We start from the raw sequence: 19,542 nt of genomic DNA, 5'->3' as shown, positions 1-19,542 counted from the left end.
GGGAGAGTTGTTCTACAAAGGGAAAAGAGCACGGTAGAGGAGGGCTCCAAGCGGCCCGCCAATCAGCGGTGCGGCGATGGGAATCCAAGCATAGGACCAATCCGATTTCCCCTTGCCAGCAATGGGCAAAAGTTGATGGGCGATGCGGGGTCCGAGGTCACGCGCGGGGTTGATTGCGTATCCGGTGGGCCCACCCAGCGAGAGACCAATTGCGAGAACCAGCAGACCGACGAGCAAAGGACTCCACCAGGTGGCCACCACTCCGGCCAAGGAAGTCGGGATAGCCTCAAGACCTTCCAATTCCGCAGCGGGCACCCCGGCACCAATCTGACCAATGGACAAAATCCCGAAGACCAACATCGCGGTCCCAATCACCTCTGTTAGAAAGGCTGGGGTCAGCTTGCGGATGGCCGGAGCCGTTGCGAAGCAGGCCAACTTGCCTCCCTCATCATCGGTCTCCTCCCAGTGGGCCAGATAGGTCAACCAAACCAAGGTCGCCCCAGCCATTCCGCCCGCGATCTGGGCTGCGATGAAGCCGGGAACCTGCGCCCAAGCAAAATCTCCTGTCACGGCCAAGGAGACCGTAACCGCCGGGTTGATGTGCGCGCCCGAAATTCGGCCCACCGCGATGACCGCCATCGTCACTGCCAGTCCCCAACCTGCGGTGATGACCATCCATCCTCCGTTTTGCCCCTTGCTCTTGTTCAGGACCACATTGGCAACCACCCCGTTGCCGAGAAGAATCAAAATGGCCGTTCCAACAAATTCTGCGAGATAAGGATTCATTCCATGCTAGAGTAAGAGGTTTTCCTGACGACGAGCGTTCAGGCCGAGTGACTGGTTGGTTTTCATATCCTGTTAGTTGTGAAATTTTGGAATATTCCCCCGAAGATTGGCACGGAATATGATTCCTAAAGATGCGCTCAATTGCGGTTCCGTCCATCAGTTTTTCACACGCCCCCAAGGCCCTAAAACCAACATTTCAAGACGACTCCCTGAGTCTCAGACGCTTTCCAAGAGAAGGGAAAGCGAAGTCCAACAATTACTCGTAGACGGGCTTGGTTTTATCGCAGATTCCAATTGGACTTTCTTGGGAAAATAATTCATCTTCTACAGAGTCTTATGCTCGCATCTGAACGCCAACATCTCATCCTCCGCAAACTTCAGGTGGAAGGCTTTGTCCGGACGGTGGATTTGGTGGACGAGTTCGAAGTCTCCGACGAGACCATTCGCAAGGACCTCACCGCGTTGGAAAAGATGGGCCGGCTCGGCCGCAAGCACGGGGGAGCGATTCGGCTCAGCTCGGAACGATTCGAGCTCCCCCTCCCCGAGCGCACCGCTATCAACGAGCGCGCTAAAGAACTGATCGCCGTGGCGGCCTCCCAACTGATTTCACCGCGCGAGACCATCTTTCTGGATGCCAGCTCGACCGTTCTGCGCCTGGCCGATCATCTCCCCGCCATTCCGCTGACCGTGATCACCAACGCCCACCACATCGTCGTCAGCCTGGCCGAGCGTGCCGACCTCACTTTAATCTGCACCGGGGGCGAGTATGAGAATCGATCCCGCAGCTACACGGGTGCTTCTGCAGAGGACGCCTTTAAGCGCTTCGTCATTCGCACCGCCTTCCTCGGCGTCGATGCCTTGGATCCCGAACGCGGTGCGATGGACCTCAATCACGGACATGGTGTGCTCAAGGAGCGTCTCATCGAGAAAGTGGATCGGGTCATCATCCTCGCCGATAGCAGCAAACTCGGTGAGCGAAGCGCCTACTGCTTTGCCGATATCGAAAAGGTCGACACCCTCGTCACCGATGATGAGGCCAGTCCCGAAATCATCGCCCGCTTCGAAAATTGCGGAGTCAAAGTGGTCCGTGCTTTGGCAAAAAAATCAAGGAAGCCGAGCTAAGATTCGGAAAACAGCTTGCGTCACTCAACCCCCGAGCAGCGGGTAAAGTGAAGCTGAACGGTGGAGAGCGTTCCCGGAGGAGTCCCCAGCGGTCTACAGGCTTTTCAACCATTTCTCCAAGTCCGACATCCAGCCCTTGGCCGAACCCCGCCCCTGCCAGCCAAAGCCATGTCCACCAGTGGAATAGACCGCCGCACTCACCGGAACCTTCTTTTCCGCACAAGCACTCATGAATTCAGCGGAATTTCGCAACGGCACCGCCCCATCGTCAGAAGCATGCACGAGAAAGGTCGGCGGCGTCTCCTTGCTCACCTGCAGATGGGTGGCGCACTTTTCGCGAAGTTCATCCGAAGGTTCCGGACCTAACAGACGTCGAGCGGAGCCGCCATGCCCCCACGAACTATCCATCCCAATCACGGGATAAAGAAGAACCGCAAAGTCCGGCCGGCAGCTCAAGGCATCGATATCGTCCTCGGTCTCGGCCTCGAATTTTTCGTTAAAAAGAGTCGCACAAGTGGAGGCCAGATGCCCCCCGGCGGAAGCGCCCATAATGCCGATCTTGTTCGGTTCCACTCCCAACTCTTCCGCCTTGGCCCGCATGGTCCGGATGGCCCGGCGCGCATCCATCTGCGGCACTGGGAATTGGTAGCCAAAGTCGTCTTTCTTGCTGACCCGATACTTCACCACCATGGCGGTGATTCCCCGCTCGGCGCACCACTTGCCCACGCCAGTGCCCTCGTTTTCCATTGAGACGATGGAATACCCTCCCCCGGGCAGAATCACGAGCGCTTGACCATTGGGCTTCTCTGGCACAAAGAGCTGATACTGCGGAACTTCCACGTCCGTGTAGCGACCGCCTTCCCCCACGGTCTCGGCTCCAGCGGGTGGCCGCGGAGCCCCGGGAGCTTCTCCCGGCCACAGATTAACCCATTGCTCAGCTTGCAGCCCAACAGTTGCCGAAACGATCATCGCTAGTATTGGTTTAAACATCGCCCGACTATGAGGTTCTCCTCGGCCGCCTGCCAAGAATGAAGGACGAAAGTTGCCATTTGCCCCTACCCAGACCAGGGCTTCACTTATTCAGGAAAAATGCAAAATAATGAACAATTCCGACATATCTCCCACCAAGGGACACGTAGATTCTATATGAAGCAGAGGCTCCCCCTTACCATTCTCCTGATCCTCTTCGGGATATGTGCCTGGCTTTTTGCCGAGAACCAGAAACAGCCGTCACCAAGCCCAGCCCCCGCCCTCCCGAACTCCCTGCAAGAACAAGCAGCCCAAGCCCGCCAGATTCTGAGTGCTTGGCAGGCCGAAAATCCCATCCCATCCAAACGAACCCTCCGGGTCGTCTATTGGACCCCCTCCGACCGCGAGCCCGCCGCAGCCTACCGCGAGCGCCTGACCCGCATCATGGACCATATCCAGAACTTCTACCGCAGCGAGATGGAGCGCCAGGGATTTGGCCCCCTCGTCTTTCCCTTGGAGAAAGATGGCGATGGACTTTTGAAAATTCATCTGGTCCGAGGCGACAAGCCCTTTGCCCAATACGACGGAAAGTCCGGTAGCGCCATCCGCGAAGAGTGTCTGCCGACTTTGCGCGCGGCTGGCATGGACCCCAATCACGAGACTTTGCTCATCTTTTGCAACTTGGCGACCTGGGATGCCGAGAAGAAAACCTTTTCCCACAAGTCCCCCTACTACGCGGGTGGCTCCCATCGCGGGGGCAACGCCTGGCAGCTGGACTCTCCGGAACTCGACGTGCCCAATCTCCTGCTAAAGGAGCCTCTGATAGACGATGCCCAATATGGAAAGATCTCGCTGGGCAAACACAACTCCATCTTCATCGGGGGTATCGCCCACGAGCTTGGCCACGCGCTCTCCCTGCCCCACAATCGGGAGTCGCCGAGCTGGCGCAAGCAGGGTTACCGGGCCCTAATGGGTGATGGCAACCGGACCTATGGAGACGAGCTCCGCAACGAGGGCCGAGGCTCCCATCTGCAATTCGCGGGAGCCCTGCGACTCGCTTCCCAGCCGCTTTTTTCCCGTTCGGAAAAAGACCTCAACATCCATGCCCGGGCCACCTTGCACGACCTCATTGTGACCCCCGGGAAAAAATCCTTCACCTTTTCCGGGCGGGTCACCGCCAACGTGCCCGCCTACGGCATCATCGCCTATCTCGACCCCGTCGGTCACGGCGATTACGATGCCCGCACCGTGACGGCGATCCCGGATGCCGAAGGACGCTTTACCCTCGACTGCAATCAACTGCGTCCCAACAGCGCTGCCGAGCTCCGCATTCTCATTTGCCATGCCAACGGAGCCACCAACCGCATGACCTACTCCTACTCGGTGGATCGCAATGGCAAGCCCGAGGTCTCCACCCTGCAAACCAGCTTCGCCCTCGCCCCCTTGGTCAAAGCTCTCAACACCCGGGATCATTCCCGTCTGCAAGCCGCCTTCGACAAGCTCCACTCCCAATTCGGTCCCAGTCCCAGATTGGACGAAATCAACGAGCTCGCCCGTCGCCTCGTCGCGGGCATCACCAACAAGGAGCAAACCCCTGCGAGCAACGTTCCTGTGGAACGAAAGAGTATCCCCCTCAGCGATATCAAGCCCGCTGAGGTCAAGGTCGGCTATGGCCAACCCGCCTACGACCACCTCCCCAATGCCGACCTGCTCATCGCGTCCGGCGGCAAACTCTTTCCCCACGGAATCTACGCGCACGCCCCCGCCCGACACCGCTACGAGCTGGCCAAAGGCTGGAAGACCCTGACGGGCTCCTGCGGCCTGGCGGAAAACATGCAGGGCAGCTGCATCTTCATTATCAAAGCCGATGGGCGCGAGGTCTATCACTCCCCCGTCATCCGCGCAGGAGAAAACCATCCCTACAAGATCGACCTAACAGGAGTCGAACAATTGGAGCTGATCACCAGCGATGGCGGGGACGGTAGAGGCTATGATTGGGCCCTGTGGCTGACCCCCACGCTGCACCGATAGAAACCAAAACAGGCTCGCCTTCCATCCGGGTGAACGCTATGGCCTTCTAGGTCAAAAGCTCTCGCCCATGAACGTTACCAAAGCCGTCATCACTTCAGCCAATCCGGTTGACAAACACCTCCCGCTCCAGACCCTCATTGACTCCAAGGGCGAAACCCGCACCGCTCTCCAAATCCTTCTCGCCGAGGTCTTTAGCGCCGGCCTGGAAGCTGCCGCCATCGTCATTCCTCCGGGCGAAGAGGAGCGCTACCAGCTTGCCGCAGGTCCCTACGCCGAGCGATTGACTTTCATCGAGCAAAAGGAAGCCCTCGGCTATGGGCACGCGGTCTCACTGGCAGCGGAATTCGTAGGTGAAGCCCCCTTCCTCCTACTGGTTGGCGACCACCTCTTCCGCTCCTTGGGAGAGACCTCGTGTGTGCAACAGATCATTGCTTTGGCGAAGAGCGAGAACGCGACCATCTCGGGCGTGCAACCGACTCACGAATCCCAACTCCATCTCTACGGCACCGTCGCCGCCACCCTGCGGGCAGGCACCCAGCACACCTACGATGTTTCTAGTATCAGCGAGAAACCCACCCCCACTTTGGCCGAGCAAGAGCTCATCGTGCCAGGTCTCCGCGCGGGGCATTACCTCTGCTTCTTTGGCATGCACGTCCTGCCCGCCAAGGCCATCGACCATCTCCTCGCTCGTTTGGAGACCACTTCGCCCTCAGAGAAAATCGGCCTCACCGAGACCCTCAATTTCCTCGCCGACAACGGCGAATACCTCGCGCTGCGCATCGATGGCCAGCGCTTCAACCTCGGTGAACGCTACGGCCTCCTGCGGGCTCAACTCGCGCTCTCTCTGGCCGGTCCACACCGCGACGAAGTGATGGCCACCATCATCGAACTGCTTGCCTAACCATCGTCCAAAGGCTGCGCACAAACCGCGAGTCTTCCGCCCGCTTTCTCCGTCTCAATCCACTTTCTCCCGCCATCCATGCTCTCCGAACTCATCATCAGCTCCGACGCCTCCGTTCGCGACACTGCCCTCGCCAAGGCCTGCGAGAACCTTTCTCTGGCGCAACTCCTCATCGAGGCTGACGAACTCGACCAGTTCCGCCGCCAATCGGACAACCTCTATCACCGGGTGCGGGCCCTCTTTTTCCTCCACGCCCTGCACCGCTTTCACCTGCCGCCCAAGCTGATGGGCGACTCAGTAGGGCAGATTCCTTTCGAAGGTCACCAGCACCTTTTGGAAAGACGCTTCCAGGAGGCCATCGAGACTTTCCTAACAACCCAAAAGAACGAAGGACCTGGCGACGCCATTTCCTCGGCCCTCGCAAGCGCCTACCACCAGCTCGCTTTCCAGACCCTCGCAGACCAGGTCCGCAAGTCCGTCCGCACCGTACGCGGCAATCAGTGGATGTTCCGCATGGGTCATCCCGCCGACCATCCCCTGCGCGTGCGTCCCGAACTCCTCACGCCCGCCGCCGATGGCAGCTCGCCCATCCTGCTGGAACGCACCCCCGTCCGCATGGACCTGACCCACAGCGCCTGGTCCGACATTTTCTTCCTCGGGATGGACTTTCCCGAAGGGGCCAAGGTCATCAACGTCTCCGTCGACCTCGGGGTGCATGGACGCGATAGCGAGACCGCCCCCCCAGTGGAAGCTTACCTCCGCATCATTGACGAGCCCGTCATCCGCCTGACCTCCGTCGACCTCAAGGCCACCGCCACCATCGACAGCCTCGGGGAAGTCTTCGACTTCGCGAAGGACTACCTCGGCCTCCTCAAGGCTGCGGTCATCGCCGCCGGTATCGTCCCTCCCGGCATCGAAGGTTCGGGCCAAAAACTTTCCCACCTGTTAGAAAAACTAATGGGCCCCGGACGCGGCATCGAGCTCGTCTCCTCGGTCAACAACATCCCCAAGGGCTCGCGCCTCGCGGTCTCCACCAACCTTCTCGCCGCTCTCATTGGCGTGCTGATGCGCGCCACCGGCCAGACCCAATCTCTCACCGGCCCCCTGGAGGAAAACGAGCGCCGTCTCGTCCTGGCCCGCGCCATTCTGGGCGAGTGGATTGGCGGCTCGGGTGGTGGCTGGCAGGATTCCGGCGGAGTCTGGCCGGGGATCAAACTCATCTCCGGCGAACAGGCGGGCCCGACCGACCCCGAACACGGCATCTCACGCGGTCGCCTGATGCCCACCCACCACGTCTTTGACGAAAACGAAATTCCAGCCTCCGCCCGCCAGGCCCTCCAGGATTCACTGGTTCTCGTGCACGGCGGCATGGCGCAAAACGTGGGCCCCATCCTCGAGATGGTCAGCGAGAAATATCTCCTCCGTTCCGAGAAAGAATGGAAAGCCCGCCAAGAAGCCCTCGCCCTGCTGGAAGAACTCGTGGAAGCCCTGAAAAAAGGCGACATCCAGGCCCTGGGCAACGCCACTACGCGCAACTTCTACGGCCCCCTCCAAACCATCATCCCTTGGGCCACCAACCTGTTCACCGAGACTCTCATCGCGCGAGTCTTCCAGCACTTTGGCGATGACTTCTGGGGCTTCTGGATGCTGGGCGGAATGTCCGGCGGCGGCATGGGCTTTATCTTTGCTCCCCACCGCAAGGCCGAAGCACAGGCCAAATTGGCCGAGCTCATGCTCTCGGAGAAGCAACGTCTCGAGAAAGCCCTCCCCTTCGCCATGGATCCCGTGGTCTATGACTTTGCCATCAATCCCAATGGCACCACCGCCGAACTCACCGACGGCCTTCTTCCCCCCGACTACTATCAGATCCACGTCCCCCTTCTCATGCGGAAGGCTCAACCGCGCCTCACCCAGCTTCAGCGCAAGGACCTCTCCCGCTACCACGATGCCTGCCTCAATCATCCCCGCTTCCAAGGCTCCATCAACCAGTTGTTCAACAGCGTCCTTCCCAAGGAGCAAGACAACAGCCAACCCGGCAAGGACAGTCTAACAAGTCTTTTGATCCAAAATGGGTTCGACCGCAAGCTGCACGAGTCCATCCGCGAAGACCTCCTCAATGGACGACTTGGCCTTTCCCAGAACCGTCTTCCCTCCTCCACCGACTTGCAGGACGTTGATCCCGACGACCTCTTCGACACCACCACCCAGACCTCCGCAGGCGCCCAACAGCTGGGAGAAACCGCCCTCCGCAATGGCGAGGTCGCAGTCGTCACCCTCGCCGCCGGAGCTGGCTCGCGCTGGACTGGCGGAGCAGGCACTTGCAAGGCTCTCAATCCATTCGCCCCTCTGGCTGGAAACTTCCGCACCTTCCTGGAGGTCCACCTCGCCAAGTCCCGCCTGATTGGCCAAGCGGCGCAAAAGACCGTCCCCCATCTCTTCACCACCTCCTTCCTCACCCACGAACCCACCCGGGCCTTCCTCGAGTCAGTGAAGAACTATCACTACCCGGGCCCGCTCCTTCTTTCCCCCGGCCAATCGGTTGGACTCCGCATGGTCCCCACCGAGCGCGACCTGCGTTTTGCTTGGGAAGAAACGGCCCAACAGCGTCTCGACGAACAGCAGCAAAAGGTGCGCGAATCCGGCCGCGCCGCGCTCATCAACTGGGCCAAACAAAGCGGCCAGGCGAGCGACTACACCGACAACCTTCCGCTGCAGTGCCTCCATCCTGTGGGACACTTTTTCGAAATCCCGAACCTCATTCTCAATGGCACTTTGAAGAAGCTGTTAGAAGAGCGCCCCCAGCTCAAGACCCTGCTCCTTCACAACATCGACACCCTCGGAGCGAACCTCGATCCCACTCTGTTGGGTCTCCATCGTCAGTCGGGACAGGGGCTCACTTTCGAAGTCATCAATCGACGGTTGGAGGACAGAGGAGGCGGACTCGCCCGCGTCAATGGCGTCCCCCGTCTGGTGGAAGGGCTCGCCATGCCCGATGAAGAAGCCGAGTTCAATCTGACCTACTACAACACCCTCACCACCTGGATCGACATCGACCAATTCCTGTTCCTGTTAGGGCTCACTCGTACTGAGATTCTGGAAAACAACACCCCGCTCATCCAAGGCGCCCTGCGTCGCCTCGCGCAACGTTTGCCGACCTACATCACCCTGAAGGACGTCAAGAAGCGTTGGGGTCACGGGCAAGAGGACATCTTCCCCGTCACCCAGTTCGAAAAGCTCTGGGGCGACCTCACCACCCTGCCCGAGGCCAATTGCGGATTCTTCGCAGTCTCCCGCCTGCGTGGACAGCAGCTCAAGGACCCCGCGCAGCTCGACGGATGGCTCCGGGACGGCTCGGCGAAGCACATTGAGTCGATCTGTTCTTGGTAAGAAATTTCAACCACAAAGAACACGAAGGGCACAAAGCCGGGGTTCTGGAATTTTTTAAGCTCAACTGAATCGTCCTTTGTGTCCTTCGTGGTTAAATTCCCCCAATCATGAAACACTTCCCCGAACTCCAGCTCACCCCCGTCTCCGCGCGCGTCCTCGGCTGCCTGTTAGAAAAACAAGTCACCACCCCCGACCTCTACCCGCTCACCCTCAACAGTCTGGTCACCGCCTGCAACCAAAGCTCCTCCCGCAACCCCATCACCAACTACACCGCCGACGAGGTCAGCGAAGCCATTCGCTTGCTCTCCGAAGACTACCTCGTCACCAAGGTCCTTGGCGGCCGGGCGCCCAAGTATGAACACGAGCTCTCCGACGTTCTCGACCTCAGCGATGCCGAGCGTGCAGTGCTGACCGTCCTACTCCTTCGCGGCACCCAAACCACGGGCGAAATCAAGCAACGAACCGAACGCCTCTACGCCTTCGACAGCCTAGACCAGATCGAAGAAATTCTCACCGGCTTCATCGAATACCCGCACGGCCCCCTCGTCGAACGCATCCCATCAGGAGCCGGCCGCCGAGTGGAAACCTTCCGCCACCTGTTAGCCGAAAACGGCACCAGCCCAACCGAGCCCGAAGCCGAACCCGCAAGCGACGATTGGCGACAGGAAATGGAGCAAAAAATTGCCGAACTCGAAGCCCGGATCGCAGAACTCGAGAATCGATAACCAGTCGAAAGCCAGGTCAGGCGAAGAAAAGGGAGCTCCGGGAGAATCCGAGAGACAACAAGCACCCCAGCAAAGACAAAGCCCCGTCAGCCCCAACGGGGAGGATAGCCCGGGGTGCAACCCCGGGTCAGAGAGGGAGGGAAATTGCGAACGAGTGTGCGATGGGTCAGTTCAAAGACCTTCCCGAAGTGAGTGCAAAAGTCTCTTCCCAGGGTGAACTGTCGACGCAGACGACAGAGGCTTGCGCCGAATCATGGTGAGATAAATCGCATCGGGATGGCGGGAGAACTTTGCCATCACCAGCTCGCCTTGATTTCGCTTCGAACCGGAGACCCAGGGCGATGCCCTGGGCTACCGTGTTAGGCCCCGTTGGGGCTAACAATGGCTCCCCGCCCGTCCTTGTTCCGACCCCTCCTCACTCGCCTTTTCGCTTTGCCTATCCCATCCAATCTCCCGTCCCCTGCAATCGCAACCAACTGACAACTGACAACTGACAACTGACAACCGACAACCGACAACCGACAACCGACAACTCCCCCCACCCCCATGTTGACAAATGGCCCGCATTCAAAGATTGGGCCATCCCCAGATCCCCATACACTCCCCCCAGTGCCCGAAACCCTCCAGCCCTTCCTCGCCGGTCAATCCTGGTTGCACCGCTTTGACGACCACGTTCTCGTCATGGGCAAAAAGCTCGCTAAAAAACCTCTTCTCCCCGACCTCGCGCTCGACGAAGCCGAGGACGGCTCCATCCAAATCACCGCCACTTGCGAAGGCGAATCGGTCGAGGTCAACCTCTGGCCTGAAGGCCCCAGCGATTGGGACCTCGACACCCTCTGCACCTGCGACCACGGCCACTTTTGTCCTCACGCCGCCGCCGCTCTCTTTCTAACAGCCAAACCCAACACCTTCTCCCGCCTCCTTCGCGAAACACATCCTGCCATCGAGGAACCCACCCCGATTCGACCACCCGAGCCCCCGTCTCCGGCCCTTGATTCCCAGCCCTCACCCGCTGCCAAGCCCAGCTTTCACCTTCACCTCACCCCCGAACCCGTCGCTTCCAAGGTCACCCGCCTTCTCCTCCAAGCGCTGCGACAACAAGACCGCGAAGTCTGGCTCGTTGCCCGTCCCACCGTGCAATACGGCGACTCCAGCCTCCCCCTCTCCTCCCTCCCGCAGGAGAGTCCAATTCCTCGCGACCCCGCCCTCGAACGCCGTGCCTTGGAACAGCTTACTACCCTCGGCCTCACCTCCATCGCGGCCCAACCCTCCTTCCGCTTTCTCTTGGGCCTGGCGGCAAAGAACCAACCCGAGGGCGAACTCGCTCCCGAAGCCTCCGCCTTTTTCCCCGAGCCCTATCACACCACCCCCGATCTCTACTGGCCCTGGTTTCGCGCCACCGCCATCCCCAAGCTGGAAGCCGCTGGCTGGACCGTCACCGTCGAACCCGACTTCGGCCACCATCTCTACGAGGTTTCCAGCAGCGACCTGGAGGCGCGCCTCGACGAGCTCCCCGGCGGTTGGTTCACCCTCAGTGTGGGCTTCGATGTCGATGGCGAATCCCTCGACCTACTGCCCATCTTGCTCAAACTGTTAGAAGGCGACACCCTCGACCAGCTGGCAACCAAGGCCCCCGATGCCCGCCACTTGGTCTACCTGCCCAACGGTTCCGCCCTCCACCTTCCCGTCGATCGGCTGCGCCAAATTCTCAATCACCTCTCCGTCGTTCTCGATCCCGACTTCCCCATTCACCCCCTTGATGCCGCCGCCATCGCTGAGGAGTTCGATATCAAGACCACCGCCCCCAGCCTGCGGGTGCTACGCAAGAACCTCTCCGAACAAAAAAAAGCATCTAAAAAAGAAAAGCCCGTAGGGCTGCAAGCCGACCTCCGCCCCTATCAACAGGTCGGCTACGAATGGATGGCCACCTTGGCGGAAAACGATCTGCATGGCGTTCTCGCCGACGATATGGGCCTCGGCAAAACGATGCAGACCCTCGCCCTTCTGCTGGAGACCAAAGGCGACGAGACCATGCCCAGCCTCGTCGTCGCCCCAACCTCGGTGGTGCCTAACTGGGCGGCGGAGGCAAAAAAATTCGCCCCCAGTCTGCGAGTCCTCACCCTCTCCGGACCCAAGCGAGCCAAGGCCTACCCTGCCATCCCACACGCCGATATCGTCCTCACCTCCTTCGCCCTCCTGCAGCGCGACATCGAAAAGCTCAAGAAGCACTCCTTCAAGTTCGCCATTCTCGACGAGGCCCAGCTCATCAAGAATCCCCAGGCCAAGGTCTCCGTCGCCGCCCGTCAGCTCAAGGCCCAGCATCGTCTTTGCCTCAGTGGAACACCGGTCGAGAACAACCTCACCGAGCTCTGGTCTCTCTTTCACTTTCTCATCCCGGGCTTTCTCGGCGACCTCAACGCCTTTCGCACCCGCTATCAGAATCCTATCGAAAAGGAAGACGACCTCGAGCGCCGCGACGCCCTGCGTGCCCGGCTGGCCCCCCTCATCCTCCGTCGCACCAAGGACGAAGTCGCCAAGGACCTTCCACCGAAGACCATTCTCGTTCATCCCATCGAGCTCACCACGCAGCAAAAAGACCTCTACGAATCCGTCCGGGTCACCATGGACAAGCGGGTGCGCGAGGCCATCACCGCCCGGGGACTCTCGCAATCGCAGATCACCATTCTCGACGCCCTCCTCAAGCTGCGACAAATCTGTTGTCATCCCGACCTGGTGAGCGGCGGCGACTTTCTAACCGCTGACTCCAAAGAGAAGGACGGCAAGCCCTGCCCCTCCGCCAAACTGGTCTATCTTTTCGAGCTGTTAGAAATTCTTTTCTCGGAGGGTCGCCGGGTGCTGCTCTTTTCCCAGTTCACCTCCATGCTGCAGCTCATCGAGAACGAGCTCATCGCCCGAAAGGTCTCATATCTCAAACTCACGGGAGCCTCCCAAGACCGGGGCGGATTGGTCGAAAAATTCCAGAACAACGACATCCCCATCTTCCTCATCTCGCTCAAGGCCGGAGGCACCGGGCTCAACCTCACCGCCGCCGACACTGTCATCCACTACGACCCCTGGTGGAACCCTGCCGCCGAAGCGCAAGCCACCGACCGCGCCTACCGCATCGGGCAAACCAAGCCTGTCTTCGTGCACAAACTTCTCTGCGCCAACACCGTCGAGGACCGCATCCACCGCCTGCAACAGCAGAAGGCCCACCTCGCCGACTCCATCCTATCTGCCGCCAGCCAAGGCGTCCCCGACTCCGAAACTCTCGCCCAACTTCTCGCTCCCTTGGGGTAAAACGCGGGTGGATCTCGCAAGGAAATTCGTGACAGCTGCGAAGGAAGGGCTTAGGTGAATTTCCATCACTGTGACAACGAACGATTCTTCATCCCAAACCTCAGTCAAGAAAGGACCGCTCCTGAACAAAAGCCTGATTACGAACGCGATCGCCGCCTTGCTGGCGGTGGTCGGCTTCTTTCTAAGCGAGCCTTGGAGAGGACCGATCCTGAACATCGGGCTCTTCGCGTTTTCGGGTGCGCTGACCAACTGGCTGGCGATTCATATGCTCTTTGAAAAGGTGCCTGGCTTCTACGGTTCGGGAGTGATTCCCGCGCGTTTCGAGGAATTCAAAAACGGTATCCACCAGCTCATCATGCAGCAGTTTTTCACGCGGGAAAATGTTGCTCGTTTCTTCGAAGGGACTGGTGAGGAAGGAAAGTCGTCTGCCGATCTTTCCCCGCTGATTGATTCCGTCGATCTCGACCCCTCGTTCGAGGCCCTGAAGACCGCGGTGATGGAATCGCAGTTCGGCGGAGCGCTCGCGATGTTCGGAGGCGCCGCCGCATTGGATCCGATCAAGCCCGACTTTGTGGAAAAAATGCGAGAGTCGATGAAGACCATCGTCGCCTCGGAAGACTTTCAAGAGAAGCTACAGGCCCTCCTGATGGGAGAAGGCAGCGGCACCGAGCATTCCGAGTTGTTAGAGCGGGTCAGCCTCATCGTAGACAAGCGCCTCGAAGAGCTCACTCCCCAAACCGTGAAGGAAATCATCCAGCAAATGATTCACACTCACTTGGGATGGCTCGTGGTCTGGGGTGGAGTCTGCGGCGGCCTGATCGGATTGGTCGCGAGCCTTCTGCAAGCGGTTTAATCCTGTGGGGACCTTTCACTCATTTGAATGGGGACCAGGATGGATAGGATATTCTGATTCTCGAGGAAGAGGCGGGAGCTCGGATCTCAACAATTGCGAAACCCTTCCAATTTTCCCGTCTAAATCCTATCTATCCCATCCATCTTGGTCCAAATCCAACACCCATTTCTGTCTCGGCACTAATTCCCCAGATTCTCTAACAAATAGAGAGTCAAAGGCACGGCGCAACCGATGCTGGCAAGCATGAGCAGGATAAAGATCCGGCGACGCCACTCGCCGCCTTGACCGTGGCCACGCAACCCGGCGAGCCAAAAGTTCACTGCGGCTCCCAGAATCACGGTCACGACGTTCGTGCCGAAGAGCAGCGCCGCGCCGGTTGCATTATTCAGCTGACCCAGCCCGATGGAAATCCCCACCGTCGCAATGGGCGGAACCAAGGCTGCGGCAATGGCCACTCCCGCGAGAGCCCCGCTCAATTTGGGTCGGGCGAGGCAATAGGAGGCCGCCACACCAGAGACAAACGCGATGCCCAGATCGAGGAGGGTCGGCTTGCCACGAGCGGCAAGCTCTTCTGTGAGGGAAAATCCCGTCCAGCTGGCGAGAAGCCCGGAAAAAAGTCCAATGACCAAAGCGGCGAGAAAGCCCAGGGACACCGCCTTGATACTGCGGGTCCAAAGTGGCCAATTCCCCTGCACCAGAGCGAGGCCACTGCCGATGAGTGGCATCATCAGAGGAGCGACCAACATGGCCCCAATCACCACTGCTCCGCTATTGGCTAACAAACCCAAAGAGGCAATCATGGTGGCCATTGCCATCAGAGCCGCGAAGTCGAAATTCCAACGCGCCTTTCCCTCAATCTCTTCCATCAGTGCAATGCGATCATCGCGCGAGAGCTGGGGAACAGTCAGGGCGATGCGAGAGGCCAACCAGTCGCGAAAACGATGGGACACCGCCTTGGGCGCGCGCAGGACAGCCACCGCAAGCCCCGCTTCCGCCCGCAAGAGCCGAGCGGGAACGATACCGAACAACTTGCGTCGCACCCGCCCCTGCGCACCGGCTCCCACAATCACGAGGCCGTAGTCACCTTCCTCGATTTCCTTGCGGATGCCCTCCCTGACATTCCCGCTGAGGACCACCTTGCGACGGACTTGGTCCTTGGAGACTTCGGCGCGCTCGATGGCTTTCTTGAGAAAATTATCGCCTACCAAGTGGGAAACTTCATCCGCATCGACGGTGACGAACAAGGCCGTAACCCGATCAGGGGCAAAGCCAAAGGCCAGCTTGAGCGCCCGGCGCGAGTGACGGCCACCGGAACAAGGAACCAGCACCTCGCGGCTATCAGGCATTCCTTCGCCCAAACGCATCACCAGAACCGGACAAGTCGCACGCTCGAACAGCCCCCGCGAAAGCATCACATCCGGGTCCTCCCGATCCGATGAGTTGTGCTTACCCACGACCAGAAGCTCGACTTCCTGCTTGCCCAACTCATCCAACAGAATCTGCAAGCGATTGGACGACCGGCACCACGACAACTTGGCCCAGTCCGGGAGGGAATCCCGCATGCGCTGAACCCAAGCCTCCTTGGATTCCTCTTCACTGATCTTCCCCTGCCCTTCGCCATCCAGAGCCACCACGATTTCCAACGCTGAGCGGCTCCCCTCCGCAAAGCGGCTGGCCCACGCAAACATTTGACTGGCCTCGGCCTCATTGCGAATGACTAACAGAATCATCTGGCAAAGAGACTGACCCTGAGGATTTTGTTTCGCAAACCTTGAATCAACAAGATCTCCCTTCTTGCCACCTGAAAATCGAAGAGATAGGAGTTAGGTATGTTTTTCCGTATCTTGCTCTTTCTGACGGCCTGCACATTGTATCTGCACGCAGACAAGCCGAATGAAAAGGAAGAGGCTCTCACCCATCTTCATGAGAACCATGCCCAACTCGAGAGCTACATCGCTCGCTATGATGTTCAGGCAAAGCTTGGAAAAAAGATGCGTCTTACCTTGGCCACCCATCGGGATGAAGGATTGAACGCAGTCGTGATGGAGTTTCAACCCAACGAGGCAGATGGAGATTCATTGAAAATGCTACAGCTTTTCTCCCCAGAAGTGGGATTGATAACAGGCTCTTCTACGGAAGCCTTGCATTACAGCGACCTGCCTCTGGTTTTCACCAAACTCAAAGAACTACTCTCCCAAATGGGGGACAGCTCCGAGACCAATAGCAGTCTTTGGGTCCCGGGATTCCAACTGGGAGAGTCCGATATCAATAGCAATATGCTCATCTCTTCGAAGGAGAAATTCCCTTGGATAGCGGCCGACTCCGATCTTCCTGAAAGCACTCTTCTCAGCAAAGACGAAGACTCTTTCACTTTTCAAACTTCGGATAAAGTCATCTATCGAGTCGACGCCAAGTCCGGTCTTCTCCTCAAACAAACCTTTGCAACTATAGAAAATCGTAAGCTTGAGCTGAGCGAACTCAAGCTCAACCCCAGCCGCGAAGAAGTTCAGGCAGTCATCGCTGAGCATCGCCCGAAAAACCTCGAAGTTCAGAACTTTGCGCAAAGCCCTCTCTTTTTAAAACTCAATCTTTACTTCGCGGCCGTTCTTGTCGCCGCAGTCGATAAAGGTGAAGTCTCCCCGGCGGAGTTTCAGAAATTCCTAACAGATTCACGCACCGCTTTGGGCGACTACCTCAGCCTCGCTCTTCCCGACTGCCACAGTATCATCTTACCTGAGGAGAAGTGGGCTGGACTCTTTGACGGTATTATATCGGTTGCTCGTAAGAAATTCGAGGAGCAGGACGCAGACGATCCCTTACGGCTGGAGTGGAAGACCATCAGGGCCATGATGCTATTGGAACACCGCGAAAAAATTGAAACCACCTTGCTCAAATCATTTAGCGAAGGCTTCAAACTCGATGACGTCCTCACGGAGGAACAACTCGATGCCGATACCGTCGACGGGTTCACGGCCATGGAAATGCTTTTTGCCGAGGTTAAACGAGCAATGGTTTACTCTGCGGTGAAGTCCGCTATTAAAAAGTATTGGGACGAAGCGGAGTGAACTTCCTTACCCCAATCGACTAACAGCCTCGTCGAGTTTAGCCTTCAAGACCTCGTCGGCGACGCCGGCTTCGGAGTCAAAATTGTCACCAAAACCCGGCAGACTGAAGGTCGCGCGAAGGTCCGCCCCCATGCGGGGAAAGGTCGCTTCGGCAGCAGCCAAAACGCCCGCCCCTCCCCGTCCGCCGGGCGAGGTCGCCATCAGTAGCATGGGCTTGCCGCCCCAGACTTCGTAGCGCTCGCGTGAAGCCCAGTCGTAGAGATTCTTAAAGGCCGCAGTGTAACTCCCGTTATGCTCGGCAAGAGAAACGACTATCGCGTCGTGCTGATCGATGAGGGCGAGAAAGTCTTTCGCCCCCTGCGGCACTCCATTCGCCTCTTCCTCATCGACCGAAAAGAGTGGGAGCTCGAATTCACGTAGATCGAGGTCGGTGACCTCGCCATCGGCCACCAGTCCGGCGGCATAGCGGGCCAGTTGACGATTGATAGATTGGGAGCTGGTCGAACCACCGAGAGAGAGAATCTTCATGAGATTAATTTGAGCGATTGTCCCCCCTTGTCAAAGAAGGAATGAATACACCCCGACCCGTTGACGTTTTATCCCCAGCTGATAGCTTCCCCATCATGAACAAATCATCCGTTCTTTCCCGCCATACCGTGTCCAGCCTCGCTCTCGCAGCTATGGTTTCCTTCGGACTGTCCAACTGCACCACTACCAATCCCTATACTGGCGAGCAGCAGGTCTCGAAGACTGCGGCAGGAGCCGGCATCGGAACTCTGGTCGGCGCCGGCCTGGGAGCGATCATTGGCAACAATACCGGCGACGGTGATGCTGGTCGCGGCGCCCTTATCGGTGCGGGCATCGGTCTCGTCGGTGGCGGCGGCATTGGCCAATACATGGACCAACAGGAGACCCTCATTCGTCGCCAACTTCAGGGCACCGGCGTCAGCGTGACCCGCGAAGGCAACAATCTCATTCTCAATATGCCCAACGACGTGACCTTCAGCGTCGCGAGCGCAAACCTACAACCCCAGGTCACCAGCACGCTGGACTCCGTCGCTCTCGTGCTGAACAAGTTCGACAAGACTTTGGTCACCGTGGAAGGCCACACTGACTCCGACGGAAGCAATTCCTACAACCAGACACTCTCCGAGCAACGTGCCTTGAGCGTCGCGAACTACCTCGCCAGCCGCAAGGTGAACGGCCAACGTCTTATCGTGAAAGGCTTCGGCGAAACCCAGCCGATTGCTTCTAACAGCAGCAGCGCAGGGAAAGCCCAGAACCGCCGCGTGGAAATCCACATCGTGCCCCAGCAGTAAAGAGGCCTCCGCCTTTCAACTGGCCAGTCCGCTCTCGGCGGCAACTTTGTAAAACCTAGGGTCTTTCGCCCTAGGTTTTTTCGTGAGGAGATTCTGAGGGTGAGGGCAAGCAGGTGGACTCGGGGTCCTTCCCGCCAGCGCCTTTATCTTTTTTGAGTTCAGCGACCTCATTCCTAAGGAGTCGAATCTCCCGTAGAATCTGCTCGTCCCGGCTTTGGTCCTCTTTCTCCCCGGGAACCTCAAACCAGTTCGCAATGTATCCGGTGAAGGTGCCAAAGAGTCCAATGCCAAAGATCATAAGAACAATCGCAATCATTCGACCGCCAAGACTCACCGGAAAATAGTCGCCATAGCCCACGGTCGTCATGGTCACGAAAGCCCACCAAATGGCATCCTCACCAGACTGGATGGACCCATCGTGACCGGCCTCGTGCTCCAGAACCAAAAGCGCACCGACAACCACTGCGACAAAAGAGGTTGTGAGAACAAAGATAAAGGCGGACGTCGCCCGCGAGCGATCGAGCACCGCTCGCAACCCTGCCAAGCTGCGGATGATCCGTAGGACTCGCACCAAGCGAATCACTCGCCCCAGCCTCCCAATCCGCAGCCACGGGCTCGCCGGGATACTGGAAAGCAAATCCAGCCAACCCCATTTTAGATATTCCTTTTTGTTCGGAGCCCGCGCGAATACCCAACAGAAGTCTCCGAGAAAGATGATGCAAATGAGGTCGTCAGCAATTTCGAGGACTCTCCGCGATTCGGGATTCAAGCTGCCCAGCCCCAAGAAGGCGACCGTAATGAGGGAGAATACGGACAAAATCAGAACCGCGATTTGCCAAGGGTGAGCGTGTGGTTCGTTCTTCATCAAGCGAGGCCAAAGGCCTACCACAGAGCAGAGGGTCGACTCAAGAGCGAGCAATGAGGCCCCTCTGTCGACAGAACAAGAAACTCGGCTGCAGTGGGGTTGTTGTTTGGGAACTCTAACAGATGCAATTGGATTTCAGGAAGGCCTTTTTCGCGCACGGATGTTATCGGTTATCGGTTATCGGTTGTCGGTTGTCGGTTGTCGGTTGTCGGTTGTCGG

Annotated in this window: 14 protein-coding genes; 9 read left to right on the top strand and 5 right to left on the bottom strand. The window is 58.5% G+C overall.

Annotation, left to right across the window (positions count from 1 at the left end; translation table 11 throughout):
- Nucleotides 1-12 precede the first annotated feature (12 nt).
- The gene (locus IE099_RS15000; protein WP_189571466.1) at nucleotides 13-786 is read right to left on the bottom strand and encodes an MIP/aquaporin family protein; all 774 of its coding nucleotides are present in this window, start codon (nucleotides 784-786) and stop codon (nucleotides 13-15) included.
- Between the two features lie 336 nt (nucleotides 787-1,122).
- On the opposite strand from IE099_RS15000, the gene IE099_RS14995 reads away from it, so the two are divergent.
- Complete coding sequence (locus IE099_RS14995; protein ID WP_189571463.1) at nucleotides 1,123-1,908, top strand: DeoR/GlpR family DNA-binding transcription regulator; 786 nt, start codon at nucleotides 1,123-1,125, stop codon at nucleotides 1,906-1,908.
- A gap of 93 nt (nucleotides 1,909-2,001) precedes the next feature.
- Here IE099_RS14995 and IE099_RS14990 read toward each other — a convergent pair whose 3' ends face one another.
- Nucleotides 2,002-2,898 carry an alpha/beta hydrolase gene (locus tag IE099_RS14990; RefSeq protein WP_189571459.1) on the bottom strand — a complete coding sequence of 299 codons (897 nt, stop codon included), beginning with the start codon at nucleotides 2,896-2,898 and terminating at the stop codon, nucleotides 2,002-2,004.
- Nucleotides 2,899-3,054: 156 nt separating this feature from the next.
- Between IE099_RS14990 and IE099_RS14985 the strand changes: the two genes are divergently transcribed.
- The 6 genes from IE099_RS14985 to IE099_RS14960 all read left to right on the top strand — a co-directional run bounded on the left by IE099_RS14985 (nucleotide 3,055) and on the right by IE099_RS14960 (nucleotide 14,074).
- Nucleotides 3,055-4,908 (top strand): NPCBM/NEW2 domain-containing protein, encoded by a 1,854-nt coding sequence (locus tag IE099_RS14985; protein WP_189571457.1) that lies wholly within the window; start codon nucleotides 3,055-3,057, stop codon nucleotides 4,906-4,908.
- Nucleotides 4,909-4,975: 67 nt separating this feature from the next.
- Nucleotides 4,976-5,809 carry a sugar phosphate nucleotidyltransferase gene (locus tag IE099_RS14980; protein ID WP_189571454.1) on the top strand — a complete coding sequence of 278 codons (834 nt, stop codon included), beginning with the start codon at nucleotides 4,976-4,978 and terminating at the stop codon, nucleotides 5,807-5,809.
- Nucleotides 5,810-5,887: 78 nt separating this feature from the next.
- Nucleotides 5,888-9,196: a UTP--glucose-1-phosphate uridylyltransferase gene (locus IE099_RS14975; RefSeq protein ID WP_189571451.1), complete on the top strand. Its 3,309-nt coding sequence runs from the start codon at nucleotides 5,888-5,890 to the stop codon at nucleotides 9,194-9,196.
- Between the two features lie 107 nt (nucleotides 9,197-9,303).
- Complete coding sequence (locus tag IE099_RS14970) at nucleotides 9,304-9,921, top strand: YceH family protein (protein WP_189571448.1); 618 nt, start codon at nucleotides 9,304-9,306, stop codon at nucleotides 9,919-9,921.
- Between the two features lie 609 nt (nucleotides 9,922-10,530).
- The gene (locus IE099_RS14965) at nucleotides 10,531-13,221 is read left to right on the top strand and encodes a DEAD/DEAH box helicase (protein ID WP_189571445.1); all 2,691 of its coding nucleotides are present in this window, start codon (nucleotides 10,531-10,533) and stop codon (nucleotides 13,219-13,221) included.
- A gap of 121 nt (nucleotides 13,222-13,342) precedes the next feature.
- Complete coding sequence (locus IE099_RS14960) at nucleotides 13,343-14,074, top strand: DUF445 domain-containing protein (protein WP_189571644.1); 732 nt, start codon at nucleotides 13,343-13,345, stop codon at nucleotides 14,072-14,074.
- A gap of 179 nt (nucleotides 14,075-14,253) precedes the next feature.
- On the opposite strand, the gene IE099_RS14955 is transcribed toward IE099_RS14960, so the two are convergent.
- Nucleotides 14,254-15,804: a DUF389 domain-containing protein gene (locus IE099_RS14955; RefSeq protein WP_189571442.1), complete on the bottom strand. Its 1,551-nt coding sequence runs from the start codon at nucleotides 15,802-15,804 to the stop codon at nucleotides 14,254-14,256.
- Between the two features lie 99 nt (nucleotides 15,805-15,903).
- Between IE099_RS14955 and IE099_RS14950 the strand changes: the two genes are divergently transcribed.
- Nucleotides 15,904-17,139, top strand: a complete 1,236-nt coding sequence (locus tag IE099_RS14950; RefSeq protein WP_189571440.1) for a hypothetical protein — start codon at nucleotides 15,904-15,906, stop codon at nucleotides 17,137-17,139.
- Between the two features lie 6 nt (nucleotides 17,140-17,145).
- Here the strand turns inward: IE099_RS14950 and IE099_RS14945 are convergent, their stop codons facing one another.
- The gene (locus IE099_RS14945) at nucleotides 17,146-17,667 is read right to left on the bottom strand and encodes an NADPH-dependent FMN reductase (RefSeq protein ID WP_189571438.1); all 522 of its coding nucleotides are present in this window, start codon (nucleotides 17,665-17,667) and stop codon (nucleotides 17,146-17,148) included.
- A 95-nt stretch (nucleotides 17,668-17,762) separates the two neighbouring features.
- On the opposite strand from IE099_RS14945, the gene IE099_RS14940 reads away from it, so the two are divergent.
- Nucleotides 17,763-18,458, top strand: a complete 696-nt coding sequence (locus IE099_RS14940; RefSeq protein WP_189571437.1) for a YiaD family glycine zipper/OmpA-like lipoprotein — start codon at nucleotides 17,763-17,765, stop codon at nucleotides 18,456-18,458.
- 70 nt (nucleotides 18,459-18,528) lie between these two features.
- Here IE099_RS14940 and IE099_RS14935 read toward each other — a convergent pair whose 3' ends face one another.
- Nucleotides 18,529-19,323, bottom strand: coding sequence for a potassium channel family protein (locus IE099_RS14935; RefSeq protein WP_189571435.1), 795 nt, complete (start codon nucleotides 19,321-19,323; stop codon nucleotides 18,529-18,531).
- Nucleotides 19,324-19,542: the final 219 nt, after the last annotated feature.

This window comes from Roseibacillus persicicus, from assembly GCF_014651675.1.
Classification (GTDB): domain Bacteria; phylum Verrucomicrobiota; class Verrucomicrobiia; order Verrucomicrobiales; family Akkermansiaceae; genus Roseibacillus; species Roseibacillus persicicus.
This window is presented reverse-complemented; position numbering and strand designations above follow the sequence as displayed.